General features: G+C 69.1%; 10 protein-coding genes. 4 read left to right on the top strand and 6 right to left on the bottom strand.

All coding sequences use genetic code 11. The features are described 5' to 3' along the window. Positions 1-61: 61 nt before the first annotated feature. Entirely contained in the window at positions 62-1,717 is a 1,656-nt protein-coding gene (locus H074_RS31055) for a DEAD/DEAH box helicase (RefSeq protein ID WP_007034042.1), read from the bottom strand. Positions 1,718-2,030: 313 nt separating this feature from the next. Here H074_RS31055 and H074_RS31050 point away from each other — a divergent pair, with 313 nt between their 5' ends. Then, positions 2,031-3,368, top strand: a complete 1,338-nt coding sequence (locus H074_RS31050; protein ID WP_007034041.1) for a serine hydrolase domain-containing protein — start codon at positions 2,031-2,033, stop codon at positions 3,366-3,368. A gap of 25 nt (positions 3,369-3,393) precedes the next feature. Next, positions 3,394-5,124 carry an acyl-CoA dehydrogenase family protein gene (locus tag H074_RS31045; protein ID WP_007034040.1) on the top strand — a complete coding sequence of 577 codons (1,731 nt, stop codon included), beginning with the start codon at positions 3,394-3,396 and terminating at the stop codon, positions 5,122-5,124. 69 nt (positions 5,125-5,193) lie between these two features. On the opposite strand, the gene H074_RS31040 is transcribed toward H074_RS31045, so the two are convergent. Continuing rightward, positions 5,194-7,575 (bottom strand): Tex family protein, encoded by a 2,382-nt coding sequence (locus H074_RS31040; RefSeq protein ID WP_007034039.1) that lies wholly within the window; start codon positions 7,573-7,575, stop codon positions 5,194-5,196. A 161-nt stretch (positions 7,576-7,736) separates the two neighbouring features. On the opposite strand from H074_RS31040, the gene H074_RS31035 reads away from it, so the two are divergent. Further along, positions 7,737-9,245 (top strand): chitinase, encoded by a 1,509-nt coding sequence (locus H074_RS31035; protein WP_007034038.1) that lies wholly within the window; start codon positions 7,737-7,739, stop codon positions 9,243-9,245. Positions 9,246-9,379: 134 nt separating this feature from the next. On the opposite strand, the gene H074_RS31030 is transcribed toward H074_RS31035, so the two are convergent. The 3 genes from H074_RS31030 to H074_RS31020 all read right to left on the bottom strand — a co-directional run bounded on the left by H074_RS31030 (position 9,380) and on the right by H074_RS31020 (position 13,734). Continuing rightward, positions 9,380-11,047, bottom strand: a complete 1,668-nt coding sequence (locus H074_RS31030; RefSeq protein ID WP_007034037.1) for a GMC oxidoreductase — start codon at positions 11,045-11,047, stop codon at positions 9,380-9,382. Next, positions 11,044-12,501, bottom strand: a complete 1,458-nt coding sequence (locus H074_RS31025) for a flavin-containing monooxygenase (protein WP_007034036.1) — start codon at positions 12,499-12,501, stop codon at positions 11,044-11,046. Before H074_RS31025 ends, H074_RS31030 begins: the two co-directional genes overlap by 4 nt. 129 nt (positions 12,502-12,630) lie before the next feature. Further along, positions 12,631-13,734 carry a winged helix DNA-binding domain-containing protein gene (locus tag H074_RS31020; protein WP_007034035.1) on the bottom strand — a complete coding sequence of 368 codons (1,104 nt, stop codon included), beginning with the start codon at positions 13,732-13,734 and terminating at the stop codon, positions 12,631-12,633. 78 nt (positions 13,735-13,812) lie between these two features. Here H074_RS31020 and H074_RS31015 point away from each other — a divergent pair, with 78 nt between their 5' ends. Next, positions 13,813-14,841: an AraC family transcriptional regulator gene (locus H074_RS31015; RefSeq protein ID WP_007034034.1), complete on the top strand. Its 1,029-nt coding sequence runs from the start codon at positions 13,813-13,815 to the stop codon at positions 14,839-14,841. Here H074_RS31015 and H074_RS31010 read toward each other — a convergent pair. Further along, positions 14,768-15,433 (bottom strand): TetR/AcrR family transcriptional regulator, encoded by a 666-nt coding sequence (locus H074_RS31010; RefSeq protein WP_007034033.1) that lies wholly within the window; start codon positions 15,431-15,433, stop codon positions 14,768-14,770. The genes H074_RS31015 and H074_RS31010 overlap by 74 nt on opposite strands. Between the last annotated feature and the right edge of the window lie 15 nt (positions 15,434-15,448).

Genomic DNA, 15,448 nt, shown 5'->3' with positions numbered 1-15,448 from the left:
GTAACTCACGAGTTACGGCCTCAATCACGCGAATCACGTCAGTAATCACGCGAGTCCGGAGTTAGCGCGAGCGGCGCGAGCCGGCGCGGGTCCCCGAGGAGAACGCGGCGGCGCCGCCCCGGCGGGCCGGAGCCCCACCGGACTGGTTCCGCGAGGACTGCGCTCGGCCTGATTGGGACTTGGCGGCACCGGAGCCCCGGCGCGGCTGCGACTCGGCGGCACCGCGACGACCCTGGCCGCTCTTGGCCACGCCTTCGTGACGTCCGGTGCTCTCGGCCGCACGACGGCCCTGGCCCGCGCCGGCGCCGCGGCGGTCGCCCTCGGCGCGGGGCTGACGCGAACGGCCGTCCGAGGAGCCCCCGCGGCGGGCGCCGCCATCGGAAGCACCACGGCCACCGGCGGACGGGCCTCGGCCACGACCGCCGCGGCCGCCGCGTCCGCGGCCTGCCGGACGGTCCTCGTCTTCGCCCTTGGCAGGGATGGCTTCGCCGCTGGCGGTGACCCTCTTCGGCCGCGTGTCCACGATCGGCCGCCGCGGCGACGCGGTGAACGAACGCTCGCCGGGCGCCAGCTCCGACAGCAGCGGGTGGCCGGGGCCGAGCTGCGTCGTGGTCGGCTTGATCCCGGCCTTGCGGGTGAGGTCGCGGACGTCGCCGATCTGCGCGTCGGTCATCAGCGTGACGACGGTGCCGGACGCCCCGGCCCGTGCCGTCCGGCCGGACCGGTGCAGGTACGCCTTGTGCTCGACCGGCGGGTCGGCGTGGATGACCAGCGTGACGTCGTCGACGTGGATACCGCGCGCGGCGATGTCTGTCGCGACCAGCGTCTTCGCCGCACCGGAGGCGAACGCCTCCAGGTTGCGGGTCCGCGCCGTCTGGCCGAGGTTGCCGTGCAGTTCGACCGCCGGCACACCGGAGGCCATGAGCTTGCGCGTCAGCTGCTTGGCGCGATGCTTCGTCCGGGTGAACACCAGCGTGCGGCCCGGCGCGGCGGTGAGGTCGATCAGCACCGGCAGCCGATGGGTCTCCTCCAGGTGCAGCACGTGGTGCCGCATGGTCGAGACCGGCGACTGGGCCGAGTCGACGCTGTGCGTGACCGGGTCGTGCATGAAGCGTTTGACCAGCACGTCGACGCCCGCGTCGAGGGTCGCGGAGAACAGCAGCCGCTGCCCGCGCTCGGGGGTCTCGGCCATGATGCGCCGGACGTCGGGCAGGAAGCCGAGGTCGGCCATGTGGTCGGCCTCGTCCAGCACGGTGATCTCGACATGGTCGAGCTTCGCCTCGCCCGCGCGCATGTGGTCGGCGAGCCTGCCGGGACAGGCGACGACGATGTCGACGCCGTCACGCAGCCGGGTGATCTGCGGGTTGGGGCTGACGCCGCCGAAGATCGTGGTGACCTTGAGGCCGAGCGGCTTGGCCAGCGGCAGGAACGACGCCTCGATCTGGGTGGCCAGTTCGCGCGTCGGCGCCAGGACCAGCGCACGCGGGCGGCCCGGGCGGCGCCGGGTCGGGCCCTCGGCGAGCCGGGCGAGAACGGGCAGCACGAAGCCGTAGGTCTTGCCGGAGCCGGTGCGGCCGCGGCCGAGGACGTCCCGGCCGGCCAGCGAATGCGGCAGCGTGGCGGCCTGGATCGGGAACGGGCTGGTGACGCCCTGTTCGGCGAGCGTGTCGACCAGTGTCTTGGGCAGGCCGAGTTCGGTGAAGGTAGGTGTGCTCATAAGCGTGTGGGCGCACGGGCGCCCTGGTATCTCCGTAAGAGTAGAAACGAGGTTCGAAGCGAGTTTCCCCGCTGAGAACCCCTGGTTGCTGTCCTGCCCGGCGCAGACCTCGGGGGCCGCGGCGCGTGGTCTTCGACAACGAAACGCGGCCCGAGGCAGAACTGAGCGGACCGCGCCGTCCAGTGTACTGGGTCGTGATCTCCCGGGCTACGTGATATCGCCCGCACCGGCCCGGCGATGTTCGTCGGTTCGTACGAGCCGGACGCGGCTTCGCGGTGAAACGCTGGCACGACCGGATCGAAAGGGGAAACGGGTGTCGAAGGTGCGGGAACTGCAAGGGATGCTCGACGAGGAGGCGCGTCGCGCGGGCGTCCCCGGAGCCGTGGCGGGGGTGACGTACCGGGGCGAGGAGTCGGTGTTCGCCACCGGGGTGTCCAGTGTGGACACCGGACTTCCGGTCGATCCCGGCACCCTGTTCATGATCGGCTCCACCAGCAAGACCTTCGCCGCGGCCGCCGTGCTGGCCCTGGTCGAAGACGGGGTGCTGGACCTGGACAGGCCGGTCGTCGAGTACCTTCCCGATCTCCCGCTGGCGGATCCGGTGGCGCGGAAGACGGGGACCCCGCGGCATCTGCTCACTCACTCGGCCGGGTTTCTCGGCGACGTGGACTTCTCCACCGGATGGGGCGACGACGCGCTGGCGCTCGCGATCGGGAGGTTCGCCGACCTGCCGCAGAACTTCCCGCCCGGCGAGGTGTTCTCCTACTGCAACGCCGGGTTCCAGCTGGCCGGACGGGTCGTCGAGGTGGTGACGGGCGAGGCCTTCGAGGACGTGGTCCGCGCCCGGCTGCTCGAACCGCTGGGCATGACCGAGTCGTATTACCTGCCGTGGGAGGTGCTCACCCGCCGTCACGCCGTCGGTCACGTGCTGCGCGACGGTGAACCGGCGGTCGAGCACACCGTGGGCCTGAGCCGCGCGGACAGTGCGAGCGGCGGGCTGTGGTCCACAGCGGGTGACCAGCTGAAATGGGCTCGGTTCTTCCTGACCGGCGAGGCCGAGGTCAGGCCGCCGATCAGTGAGGCCACCCGTGACCTCATGCGCGCGCCGCAGCGCAAGGCGGCGCTGCGCTTCGAAGAGGTCGGGCTGAGCTGGCTGCACACGACCCACGGCACGGCCCGCCTGGTCCGGCACGGTGGCAACGTGAGCAACCTGCAACTGTCGGAGTTCGTGACCGTGCCGGAGGCCGACTTCGCCGTCACGGTGCTGACCAACAGCGCGGGCGGGTCCGCGCTGGGCGCGAAGATCGTCGACTGGTGCCTGGAACACGTGGTCGGGCTGCCCCCGCTCGCGAGCCCGCCGCCGGTACCCCAGCCGGACATCGCGGAGTACCTGGGCCGCTACCAGACCGGTGACCTGGCGTTCGTGGTCAGTGACCGGGACGGCGCCCTCTGGGCACAGCTGGTCGCCGACATCGAGGACTTCCCGTCGCCGCCGCCGTTCGAGGCCGTTTTCGTGGGCGGGGACGCCATCGCCCCGGCCGCCGACACCCGCAAGCCCACCGCGCGCTTCCTGCGCGACGAGCGTGGACGGGTGACTTCGATCGAGTTCGGTGGCCGGACGGCGAAGCGAGGCGCTACGGTTACCGGGTAGTAACTTCGGCTGACCAGGAGTGACCATGAGCGAAAAGGCGACCGCGTTGTTGCTGAACCCGGGTGGGTACGACCCACGGCAGTTCGACCCGGAGACGCGTCGCCTGCTGCGTGCCACCATCGAGTGGTTCGAACAGCGTGGCAAGCGCAAGCTCGTCGAGGACTACCACGATCGGACCTTCTACGCGGACTTCATCGAGTTCGCGGGCAAGGAAGGCCTGTTCTCCACGTTCCTCACTCCTGGCGCCGACGCCGAGGGGAACCCCGACAAGCGCTGGGACACCGCGCGGGTCGCGGCCCTGTCGGAAATCCTCGGTTTCTACGGCTTGAACTACTGGTACCCGTGGCAGGTCACCATCCTCGGCCTGGGCCCGGTGTGGCAGAGCGCGAACGAGGCCGCCCGCAAACGCGCGGCGGACTCGCTCGCGGCCGGCGGCGTCGCCGCGTTCGGTCTGTCCGAAAAGGACCACGGCGCCGACATCTACTCGTCGGACCTCGTGCTCACCCCGGACGTCGAGGGCGGCTATCGCGCGAACGGGTCGAAGTACTACATCGGCAACGGCAACTGCGCGCGGACCGTGTCGGTGTTCGGCCGCATCGACGGTGTCGAGGGCCCGGACCAGTACGTGTTCTTCTACGCGGACTCGGAACACCCGAACTACCGCGTGGTGAAGAACGTCGTGCCGTCGCAGATGTACGTCGCCGAGTTCGAGCTCGACGACTACCCCGTGTCCGAAGAGGACATTCTGCATGTCGGCGGCGAGGCGTTCTCCGCGGCGCTGAACACGGTCAACATCGGCAAGTTCAACCTGTGCTTCGGCGGCATCGGGATGTCGACGCACTCGCTGTACGAGGCGATCACGCACGCGCACAACCGGGTGCTCTACGGCAAGAAGGTCACCGATTTCCCGCACGTGCGCCGGGAATTCGTCGAGGCGTACACGCGGCTCGTCGCGATGAAGCTGTTCTCCGACCGCGCCGTGGACTACTTCCGCAGCGCGAACGCGGACGACCGCCGGTACCTGCTGTTCAACCCGATCACCAAGATGAAGGTGACCACCGAGGCGCAGAAGGTCATCGGCCTGGTCGCGGACGTGGTGGCGGCCAAGGGATTCGAGGCCGACACCTATCTCGCGATGGCCAAGAACGACATCGACGGCCTGCCGAAGCTGGAAGGCACGGTGGCGGTGAACCTCGCGCTGATCGCGAAGTTCGTGCCCGCGTACCTGTTCGCGCCGCAGGACTACGAGCCCGTGCCGACTCGCTCCGACGCGGCCGATGACGAGTTCCTGTTCCGCCAAGGCCCCGCTCGTGGACTGTCCAAGGTGCGGTTCCACGACTGGCGTGAGGCCTACGCCAAGGCGTCCGCGATCCCGAACGTCGCGCGGTTCACCGAGCAGGCCGAGGCGCTGGTGAAGCTGTTCACCGACGCGGCCCCGGACGAGGCGCAGCAGCAGGACCTCGACTTCGGCCTCGCGCTGACCGAGCTGTTCACGCTGGTCGTCTATGGGCAGCTGGTGCTGGAGCAGGCGGAGATCACCGGTATCGAGACCGAGGTCGTCGACCAGATCTTCGCCGTGCTGGTGCAGGACTTCAGCGTCGCGGCGATCGACCTGCACGGGAAGTCGTCCTCGACCGATGCGCAGCAGGCGCTCGCGCTCGCCTCGATCCGCAAGCCGGTCGTGGACGCGGCCCGCTTCGACCACGTGTGGTCCCTTGTCCGCGATCTCTCCGGCGCCTACGCGATGAACCCCTGACCCAAGTACATGAAGGCCCCCATCCTTGCGCCTAGGTACAGGATGGGGGCCTTCATGTACTTCTGAGCCTTACTTGCCGAAGCCGGCCTTCCGGAGCGCGTCCGCCATGGCACCGCCGCCACCGGAGTTCCCGCCGCGGTCGCGTCCGCCGCGATTACCCTGGCCGCCGCGCTGGCCGCCACCCTGGCGCTGACCGCCGCCCTGGCCGCGGTCACGGCCACCGCCACCGCCGCCGCCCTGCTCGCGAGCGGGGCGGCCGGGCTCGTCGTCCAGCCGCAGGGTCAGCGAGATCCGCTTGCGCGGCACGTCGACCTCCAGGACCTTCACCTTGACGATGTCGCCGGGCTTCACGACCTCACGCGGGTCCTTCACGAAGTTCTTCGACAGCGCCGAGACGTGCGCCAGCCCGTCCTGGTGCACGCCGACGTCGATGAACGCGCCGAACGCGGCCACGTTCGTCACGACGCCTTCCAGGCGCATACCCGGCTTGAGGTCACCGATCTTCTCGACACCGTCGGCGAAGGTCGCGGTCTTGAACGCCGGACGCGGGTCGCGGCCCGGCTTGTCGAGTTCGGCGAGGATGTCGGTCACCGTCGGGAGACCGAAGGTGTCGTCGACGAATTCCGACGGCTTGAGCGCCTGCAGCGTCCGCGTGTTGCCGATCAGCGAGCGGATGTCGGTGCCGGTCGAGCTCAGGATCCGCCGCACCACCGGATAGGCCTCAGGGTGCACCGAGGACGAGTCGAGCGGGTCGTCGCCGTCCGGGATCCGGAGGAAGCCCGCGCACTGCTCGAAGGCCTTCGGGCCGAGCCGCGCGACCTCCTTGAGCCCGCTGCGCGTCTTGAACGGCCCGTTCTCGTCGCGGTGCGCGACGATGTTCTCCGCCAGGGTCGTCGTGATGCCCGAGACACGGGTCAGCAGCGGCGCCGACGCGGTGTTGACGTCCACGCCGACGGCGTTCACGCAGTCTTCGACCACCGCGTCGAGCGAACGCGACAGCGAGATCTCCGACAGGTCGTGCTGGTACTGCCCGACACCGATCGACTTCGGGTCGATCTTCACCAGTTCCGCCAGCGGGTCCTGCAGCCGCCGCGCGATGGAGACCGCGCCGCGCAGCGAGACGTCCATGCCCGGCAGTTCCTGCGAAGCGAACGCCGACGCCGAGTAGACCGACGCGCCCGCCTCGGAGACGACGGCCTTCGTGAGCTTCAGCTCCGGGTGCTTCTTGATCAGCTCGCCGGCGAGCTTGTCGGTCTCGCGCGACGCGGTGCCGTTGCCGATCGAGATGAGGTCCACCTTGTGCCGGGCGCACAGCGCGGCCAGTTCGGCGATGGACTGGTCCCACTTGTTCGCGGGCTGGTGCGGGTAGATCACGTGGGTGCCGACGACCTTGCCGGTCGCGTCGACGACGGCGACCTTGACGCCGGTGCGGAAGCCCGGGTCGAGGCCCATCGTGGCGCGGGTGCCGGCCGGGGCGGCGAGCAGCAGGTCGCGCAGGTTCGCGGCGAACACGCGGACGGCGTCGTCCTCGGCCGACTGGCGCAGCCGCATCCGCAGGTCGATCCCCAGGTGCAGCAGGATCTTCGTGCGCCACGCCCAGCGGACGGTGTCGCCGAGCCACTTGTCGCCGGGACGGCCTTCGTTGGCGATGCCGAACTTGTGCGCGATGCGGTTCTCGTACTCGGTCGGCCCGGTCTTGGGCTCTTCGGAAGGCTCCTCGGACTCCATCGAGAGATCGAGGATCTCTTCCTTCTCGCCGCGCAGCATCGCGAGGATCCGGTGCGAGGGGAGCTTGGTGTAGGGCTCGGAGAAGTCGAAGTAGTCGGAGAACTTCGCGCCCTCTTCGGCCTTGCCTTCGCGTACCTTCGACGCGAGGCGGCCTTCCGTCCACATCTTCTCGCGCAGTTCGCCGATCAGGTCGGCGTCCTCGGCGAAGCGCTCGACGAGGATCGCGCGGGCGCCGTCGAGCGCGGCCTGCGCGTCCGCGACACCCTTGTCGGCGTCGACGAACACCGCGGCGGCGGCCTGCGGGTCGGTGTTCGGGTCGTTCAGCAGCCCGTCGGCGAGCGGCTCCAGGCCGGCCTCGCGGGCGATCATCGCCTTCGTCCGCCGCTTGGGCTTGTACGGCAGGTAGATGTCCTCGAGACGGGACTTGGTGTCCGCCGCCATGATCGACGCTTCGAGCGCCTCGTCCAGCTTGCCCTGGCTGCGGATCGACTCCAGTACCGCGACCCGGCGCTCGCCGAGTTCCCGCAGGTAGCGGAGGCGTTCTTCGAGCGTGCGCAGCTGGGCGTCGTCCAGCATCCCGGTGACCTCTTTGCGGTACCGGGCGATGAACGGCACGGTCGAACCGCCGTCCAGCAGGTCGACGGCCGCCTTGACCTGCCCCTCGCGCACGCCGAGTTCTTCGGCGATCTTCTGCTCGACTGTCTGCAGGCCCTGCACGCTCACTCCCACGCTCCTGAATCCGCCCTCGGGTGCTCTCGGACCCTGCATTCTGCCGCTCGCGCCGAGCCGACTTTCGTATGGCCTCCCCTAACCGAAACCTTGACAGGCGTATTGGTCTGTACCATTTTGATGTGGCCGACATCACCCGTTCGTGGAGGCCAGTCGTGAAAGTGAAGCCGAAACACGCGTTCCTCGCCCTGCTGTCGTCACTGGCCGTGTGCCTGGGGGTGACTTTCGCGGTCTCGGGCAGCGCCTCGGCCGCCAACATCCTGACCAACCCGGGCTTCGAACTCGGGACCACGAGCGGCTGGACCTGCACCGGAGCGTCCTCGGTGGTCACCACGCCGGTCCACTCGGGCAGTAGCGCGCTCAGCGCCACCCCCGCCGGACAGGACAACGCCCGTTGCTCGCAGAGCGTGCCGGTCAAGGCCAACACCGCGTACACGCTTTCGGCGTGGGTGCAGGGCAGCTACACCTACTTGGGTGTCACCGGCACCGGGACGGGTGACAAGAACACCTGGACCCCGGGCGGTGGCAGCTGGTCGCAGCTCTCGCTGAGCTTCACCACCGGCGCGTCCACCACCAGCGTCGAGATCTACCTGCACGGCTGGTACGGCCAGCCCGCGTACTTCGCCGACGACGTGAACCTCGACGGCCCCGGCGGTTCGCCGACGACGACACCGACCACGCCGACCACGCCGACCACCACCACGAGCAACCCGCCGACCACGACCACCACGTCGAACCCGCCGACGACCACGACGAGCACCCCGCCGACCGGGAACCTGCCGAAGCACGTCATCACCGGCTACTGGCAGAACTTCTACAACGGCGCGAAGGCGCTCAAGCTCGCCGATGTCCCGACGAAGTACAACATCATCGCGGTGTCCTTCGCGGACGCGACGACCACACCGGGCGCGGTCACCTTCACCCTCGACTCCGGTCTGTCGAGCCAGCTCGGCGGTTACACCGACGCGCAGTTCAAGGCCGACATCAAGACGGCGCAGGCGCGCGGGCAGAAGGTCATCCTGTCCGTCGGCGGTGAGAAGGGCACGATCCGCGTCGACTCTTCGGCCGCGGCGACGAACTTCTCCAACAGCATGAAGTCGCTCATCGCGAACTACGGCTTCGACGGCGTCGACATCGACCTCGAGAACGGCGTCAACGCGACGTACATGGCGCAGGCGCTGCGCAGCATCCACGCGGCGGGCGGCACGGTCATCACCATGGCGCCGCAGACGATCGACATGCAGAGCCCGGCGGCCGAGTACTTCAAGCTGGCGCTGAACGTCAAGGACATCCTGACGATCGTCAACATGCAGTACTACAACAGCGGCTCGATGCTCGGCTGCGACCAGAAGGTCTACTCGCAGGGCACGGTCGACTTCCTCACCGCGCTGGCCTGCATCCAGCTGCAGAGCGGCCTGCGCGCCGACCAGGTCGGTCTCGGCCTGCCGGCCTCCGGCTCGGCCGCGGGCGGCGGCTACCAGGCGCCCGGCAACACGGTCAACGCGCTGAACTGCCTGGCGAAGGGCACGAACTGTGGCTCGTTCAAGCCCTCGACGACGTACCCGGCGATCCGGGGCGCGATGACCTGGTCGATCAACTGGGACGCCTCGCAGGGGTACGCGTGGTCGAACACGGTGAGCGCGGGCCTGGCCGGCCTCCCGTGATGATCCGCTAGACCGGGGCGGGGCACCGTCGTCGCGCGGGCGACGGTGCTTCGCCCCTTCCACTTCGCGATTCGGCACCTGGTTGCGATATTTGCGCTACGCAAACATCGCAACCAGGTGCCGAATCGCGTGGGTCAGAGCGGGGTGAGGGGGAGACGCAGGGCGGCCGGGGCCTCCGGCGGCACCACGGGCCTGATCGGGGCGACGGGGGACAGGCGCCGGTAGGCGGAGCCGAGCGGCGGCCGCGGGTCCGCCTCGCCCTTGTTGGGCCACAACGACATCGCGCGCTCCGCCTGAGCGGTGATGGTCAGCGACGGGTTCACCCCGAGGTTCGCCGAGATCGTCGAACCGTCGGCGATGTGCAGGCCGGGGTAGCCGTGCACTCGCTGGTATGGGTCGACGACGCCGGTCTCGGCGCTGTCGCCGATCGCGCAGCCGCCGATGAAATGCCCGGTGATCGGGATGTTCGCCATGTCCGTCCACGCGCCCTGCGCCAGCCCGCCGATCTTGTCCGCCACCCGCCGGGTGATCTCGTGCCCGGCCGGGATCCACTCGGGGTTCGGCTCGCCGATGCCCTGTTTCGTGGTCATCCGGCGGCCGAAGAGCCCGCGTTTCGTGTACGTGGTCACGGAATTGTCGAGCGTCTGCATCACCAGCAGCCCGACCATCCGCTCCGACCACCGCCGTGGGTTGTGCAGCCGCGCCAGGTGCCGCCGGTTCCGCCACAGCTCGCGGAAACCCAGGGCCCAACGGCGTTTGCCCGGTTCGGCGTCGACGAGCACGGTCGTCAGCAGGCCCATGAAGTTGCTGCCCTTGCCGTAGCGCACCGGTTCGACATGGGTGACGGCGTCGGGATGGATCGACGAGGTGATCGCGACGCCACGGGTGAAGTCCGTGTCCTTCCGCAGGGATCGCGCGGCGAGCACGGCCTCGGAGTTCGTCCTGGCGAGCAGGCCCAGGCGCGGCGACAGCTCCGGGAGGGTGCCGGATTCCTTCAACGAATGCAGAAGTCGTTGCGTGCCCAGGGAAGCGGCGGCGAACACGACCTGCTCGGCGGTGAACGTCCGCCGCCCCTTGCGCGCCCACCGTCCCGTTCGGACGGTGTCGACCGCGTAGCCGCCGTCGATCGGCCGGACCGACACGGCGGTGGTCAGCGGATGGACCTCCGCACCCGCCTTCTCCGCCAGGTACAGGTAGTTCTTGACGGTCGTGTTCTTCGCGCCGACCCGGCAGCCGGTCATGCATTCGCCGCAGTGCGTGCACGGCTTCCGCAGCGGGCCTTCGCCGCCGAAGAACGGGTCGACGTCGCGTTTGCCGAAGTGGACGCCGACCGGGGTCGGCCGGTAGGTGTCGACGATGCCCATGTCCTCCGCGACCTCGCGCAGCACGCGGTCGGCCGGGGTGACAAGCGGGTTCTCCACCACACCCAGCATCCGTTTCGCCTGGTCGTAATGCGGGGCGAGTTCGGCCTTCCAATCGGTGATGTGCGCCCACTGCGGGTCTTCGTAGAAGGTGTCCGGAGGTTCGTAGAGCGTGTTCGCGTAGACGAGCGAGCCGCCGCCGACACCCGCGCCGCTCAGCACGAAGGTGTTCTTCAGCAAGGTCAGCCGTTGAATGCCGTAGCAGCCCAGTTTCGGCGCCCACAGGTACTTCCGCAGCCGCCACGAGGTCTTCGCGAACTCGTCGTCGGCGAACCGGCGGCCGGTCTCCAGCACGCCGACGCGATAGCCCTTCTCGGTGAGCCGCAACGCGGTCACGCTGCCGCCGAAACCGGAGCCGATCACCAGTACGTCGTAGTTCATCGCGGTCCCGCCGTCCGGTAGTCGCCGAGGTCGAGTTTCTTCGTCCGGCGGTCGTATTCGGTCACCAGACCCGGCCAGTTCGTGCTCACGCGGCCGTTCTCCTGGCGGTACCAGCTGGCGCAGGTCGTCCAGACACTGCGGGCGAGCCGCCGCTGGATCTCCTCGTCGTACCGCTGCTCGACCTCCGGGACGACGTCCATATAGGACACTCCGGGCCGGGCGAGGTGTTCGACGGCCTGGCGGATGTAGCGGGCCTGTCGTTCGATCATGTAGATGATGGAGCCCGCGCCGAGGTTCGTGTTGGGGCCGTAGACGCAGAACAGGTTCGGGAAACCTGGCACGGTCATGCCGAGGTACGCCCGCGCGCCGCCCTTCCACGCGTCGGACAGCGACCTGCCGCCGAGACCTTCCACCTTCAGTTCGCCGAGGAAGTCGGTCGCCGCGAAACCCGTCCCGTAGACGATGACGTCGGCCTCGTGCTCGACGCCGTCCTCGGTGAGCACGCCGGACGGCGTGATCGCGCTGATGCGCCGTGTCTCCACGGCGACGTTGTGCTGCGCCAGCGCGGGCAGGTACTCGTTGGTGAACAGGATCCGTTTGCAGCCCAGCGGATAGTCCGGGGTGAGTTTCTCGCGCAGCGTCCGGTCCTTGATGTGACGGCGGCGCAGCTGAGCCGTCCGCAGTTCGAAGACCTTGGCCAGCAACGGATACCTGGTCATCGCGTAGGTCGCGTACTCGGCGAGCAGGAAGATCCGCAGCCTGCCGAGCAGCTGCGTGGCCGGAAGATGCCGGAACAACCGTTGCTGCCAGCGCCGGTAACGGGTGTCCCGTTTGGCCATGATGTAGGGCGCGGTGCGCTGGAACACCGTCAGTTCGCCCGCCCGGCGCTGGAGTTCGGGCACGAACTGGATTGCGCTCGCGCCGGTGCCGATCACCGCGACCTTCTTTCCGCGCAGGTCGACGTCGTGGTCCCAGCGCGCGGAGTGGAAACTGGCGCCTTTGAAGGTTTCCTGGCCGGGGATGTCTGGCTGGACCGGCCGCGAGAGCTGGCCGACGGCGGGGACGAAGACGCCTCCCTCGAACGTCTCGCCGCCCGCGGTCTCCACCCGCCAGAGCCCGCGTTCCTCGTCGAAGGCCGCGGCGGTGACGCGGATGCCGAACCGGATGTGCGGTTCGAGCCCGTAGCGGCGCACCACGCGTTTGAGGTAGGAGTGGATGTCCGGTTGCAGCGAGAACCGCTTCGGCCAGTCGGGGTTGGGCTCGTAGGAGAACGAGTACAGCGGCGACGGGACGTCGCAGCCCGCGCCGGGGTACGTGTTCTCCCGCCACACGCCGCCCGGTTCGCCGGCGCTCTCCAGGATGGTGAAGTCGTCGAATCCGGCGCGTTTGAGCTCGATCGCCGTCCCGACCCCGCCGAAACCCGTCCCCACGATCAGCACGCTCGTATCGCCCATGCCGATCGAAGTTACGCAGCGGTCACCCCGCTAGGAAGTACACGAGCGGCCACTCAATCGAGATTTCCGGCCACGCGCTCCCGCAATTCGGCACCTGGTTGCGGTAGTCGGCGGCGCGAACTATCGCAATCAGGTGCCGAATTGCACCGAGTAGGACTCCGCGGTGGGGTGCGCCCAGGTCAGGAGGCGGTGGGCCGAGCTTTCGAGAGTGTCCAGATCGCGTTTCGGGACGCGCTCGAACGGCGTGATCACCACCGACGCGGCCTTCTTCACCGTCTTGATCTCCCAGAAGCCCTTCACGAACCCGCCGACCAGGATGGTGCCCTTGACCAGGCCGTTCTGCGTGATGACGACCTTGCGGTACTCGTCGCTGATCACCCGGGTGCGGTCGGCGTAGGACAGGACGGTCTGGTCGAACGGTCCCAGCAGCCGGGCGGGCGCGGGGGTGTCCGGATCCGGGCGCGGGGCGTCCTCGAAGTCGAAGAGCTCGCGGCCGTTCTCGTCACGGAACGTACGCAGTTCCGGCCGCAGCCGTTCGGCGACGTCACCGAGTTTCGTGATCCCGGCCCACGCCTGCGCGTCCTGCACACTGGCCGGTCCGAACGCGGCCAGATAGCGCCGGAACATCGCTTCGGGCGACAGCGACTCGTCCGGTTCGGCGCCGAGCCAGTCCCCGGTGGTCTGATACGTCGGCTGCCCCGACCTGCCCCAGACACCGCGCGGCGGGACCTGCACCAGCGGCAGCAGCGCCCGCGAGACGTGCACCAGCGACGAGGGTGCCACGCCCTCCCAGCGCTTCGCGAGTTCCGCACCGAGTTCGGCCGACGAAAGCGGCCGTTCGCCGAGCAGTTTGCGGGCGGTGCGGGCGATCTCCTGGTGGTCGAGGCCCTTGATGTCGGGGCCGAACTGGGTGTTGCCGGTCACCGAGCGGTCGTAGAGGGGCTGCACGATCGGCCGCCACGCCAGCGCGTCCTCTCGTGTGACCAGGTGCACCGTGCCGCGCATGAGCGCGATCCGCACGACGCTCTTGTCCAGCAGGAGGTTCGCCAGGTCGGCCTGGCGGAAGCCGTGCAGCCGCGTCCACAGCGCGAAGTACGGCGGGTTCGGCGCCTGCGCCTGCAATCCGGCCAGGTGCTCGACCGCTTGGAGCGCGGTCATCTTCGAACGCCGGAGCAGCAGCTGCCGGTCCAGCATGGCGCGGTTCAGCGCGCGCCTGCTCAACGTGTCGGACATGCGGTTCACCCTAATCGGGATCAAGGACAGCTATGGTCCTCAATGCGCCGATCGGTGCCGGGATCCATAATCCCGGCCATGGAACTACCGCCGCCGGTGATCCGGGACTGGGACTATCCGCGCGGCACGGCGAGCATCGTGCTCATGGCCCGCTTCGCCGCCGAGAACGGCGTCGCGGGACTGGAGTCCTACGAGCATGCCCCCGTGGACGGCCAGGTCGACGCGCGACAGGAGCTCGCGGTGGTCCGGGCCCTGATCCGCGGGCTCGGTGGCGGGGACGACGTCGCGCTGCGGCTGAGCAGGCGATACCGCGTCAGCGCGTTCGGCATCTTCGGCTTCGCGTGCATCAGCAGCCCGACACTGGGGGACGCCATGCGCTTCGCCCTGCGGTACCTGGACCTGAGCTTCACCTTCTGCATCCCGCACGTGACCGTCGAGGCCGGACGGCTCACGCTGGCCATGGACGACAGCCGCGTGCCCGGCGACGTGGCCCACTTCCTGGTGCTGCGCGACCTCGGCGCCATCCACACCGTCATGCGCGACATCCTGCCGGGCATCTCCCTGCGCTCCTTGGCTTTCCGGCACAAGAAACCCTCCACTGTGGACGAATACGTGCGGACCTTCGGCGTGGCGCCGTCGTTCTCCGCGCCGTCGCACGTCGCCACCCTGGATCCGCTCTTCCTCGACAAACCGCTGCCGCAGGCCAACGATCAGACCGTCGCGGTCTGTGCCGCGCAATGCGAGTCGCTGGTGTCGCGGAAACGGGAACGGTCCGGGATCGCCCAGCAGGTCCGGGAAAGACTGGTGCGGCTCGGCGGGGTCGACGCGGGAATGGAGGAGGTCGCGCGGCAGCTCGCCCTCAGCCCTCGCACACTGCGAAGGAGGCTGTTCGAGGCCGGGACCGGCTACCGGGCCCTGCTCGACGAGGTCCGCCAGGCCTTGGCGGAGGAGATGCTCGACACCGGCGCGCTCAGCGTGGAGGACGTCGCACTGCGGCTGGGCTATGCCGAGGCGTCGAGTTTCATCTACGCCTTCAAGCGCTGGAAGGGGATGACGCCGGCGGCCTACGCCCGGCGGAACGCTTTGCGAGCACGGCCGGGTAGGTGACCCGCAGCAGGTGCAGGATCGAGTCGGTGAGGAAGATCCGCAGCTCCTCCCGGCCGAGCGTGCCGCGGATCAACCATTCGCGTGATGCGGCGCGCAGCATCCCGCCGTACGAACGGATCATCGCGCGGAGTTCCTCGCGACCCTCGGTGACCTCGCTCATCAACGCGGCCGCGAGCACACGGTCGGCGGCGATCTCGTCACCCTCCAGCATGATCCGCTCGATGTCCGGGTCGCGGCCCACCGCCTCCGGGCCGATCGCCGTCAGCCACGCCTGTTCGTTGCGTTCGACGACCTCGATCCAGTGCTGGACACTGATCGCGAGCCGCTCTTCGGGGGTCGTGTCGGGCAGGTTCTCGATCACCGGCGCCGGGACGATCATCATCTGCCGGACGACTTCCAGGTACAGCTCCCGCTTGCCACCGAAGTAGTGGTTGATCAGCGGCCTGGCCACCCCGGCGGCCTTCGCGATGTCCGAGGTCGAAACCGAGGCGTAAGTGCCCGCGCCGAACAGCCGCCGGGCCGCGGCCAGGATCTCGGCACGCCGGGCGGCCGGTTCGAGGCGGCGCCGCCGGATTTCCGGATCGGTGCTCATGGGCCGAGCGTAACC

Source organism: Amycolatopsis decaplanina DSM 44594 (genome assembly GCF_000342005.1).
Lineage (GTDB): Bacteria > Actinomycetota > Actinomycetes > Mycobacteriales > Pseudonocardiaceae > Amycolatopsis > Amycolatopsis decaplanina.
The sequence above is the reverse complement of the archived record's forward strand: the minus strand, read 5'-3'. Positions and strand labels throughout refer to the sequence as shown.

Coding starts and splice junctions, on each gene's coding strand:
- H074_RS31010 (WP_007034033.1), bottom strand. CDS start 15,433: ATGAGCACCGATCCGGAAATCCGGCGGCGCCGCCTCGAACCGGCCGCC.
- H074_RS31025 (WP_007034036.1), bottom strand. CDS start 12,501: ATGGGCGATACGAGCGTGCTGATCGTGGGGACGGGTTTCGGCGGGGTC.
- H074_RS31020 (WP_007034035.1), bottom strand. CDS start 13,734: ATGTCCGACACGTTGAGCAGGCGCGCGCTGAACCGCGCCATGCTGGAC.
- H074_RS31055 (WP_007034042.1), bottom strand. CDS start 1,717: ATGAGCACACCTACCTTCACCGAACTCGGCCTGCCCAAGACACTGGTC.
- H074_RS31045 (WP_007034040.1), top strand. CDS start 3,394: ATGAGCGAAAAGGCGACCGCGTTGTTGCTGAACCCGGGTGGGTACGAC.
- H074_RS31015 (WP_007034034.1), top strand. CDS start 13,813: ATGGAACTACCGCCGCCGGTGATCCGGGACTGGGACTATCCGCGCGGC.
- H074_RS31030 (WP_007034037.1), bottom strand. CDS start 11,047: ATGAACTACGACGTACTGGTGATCGGCTCCGGTTTCGGCGGCAGCGTG.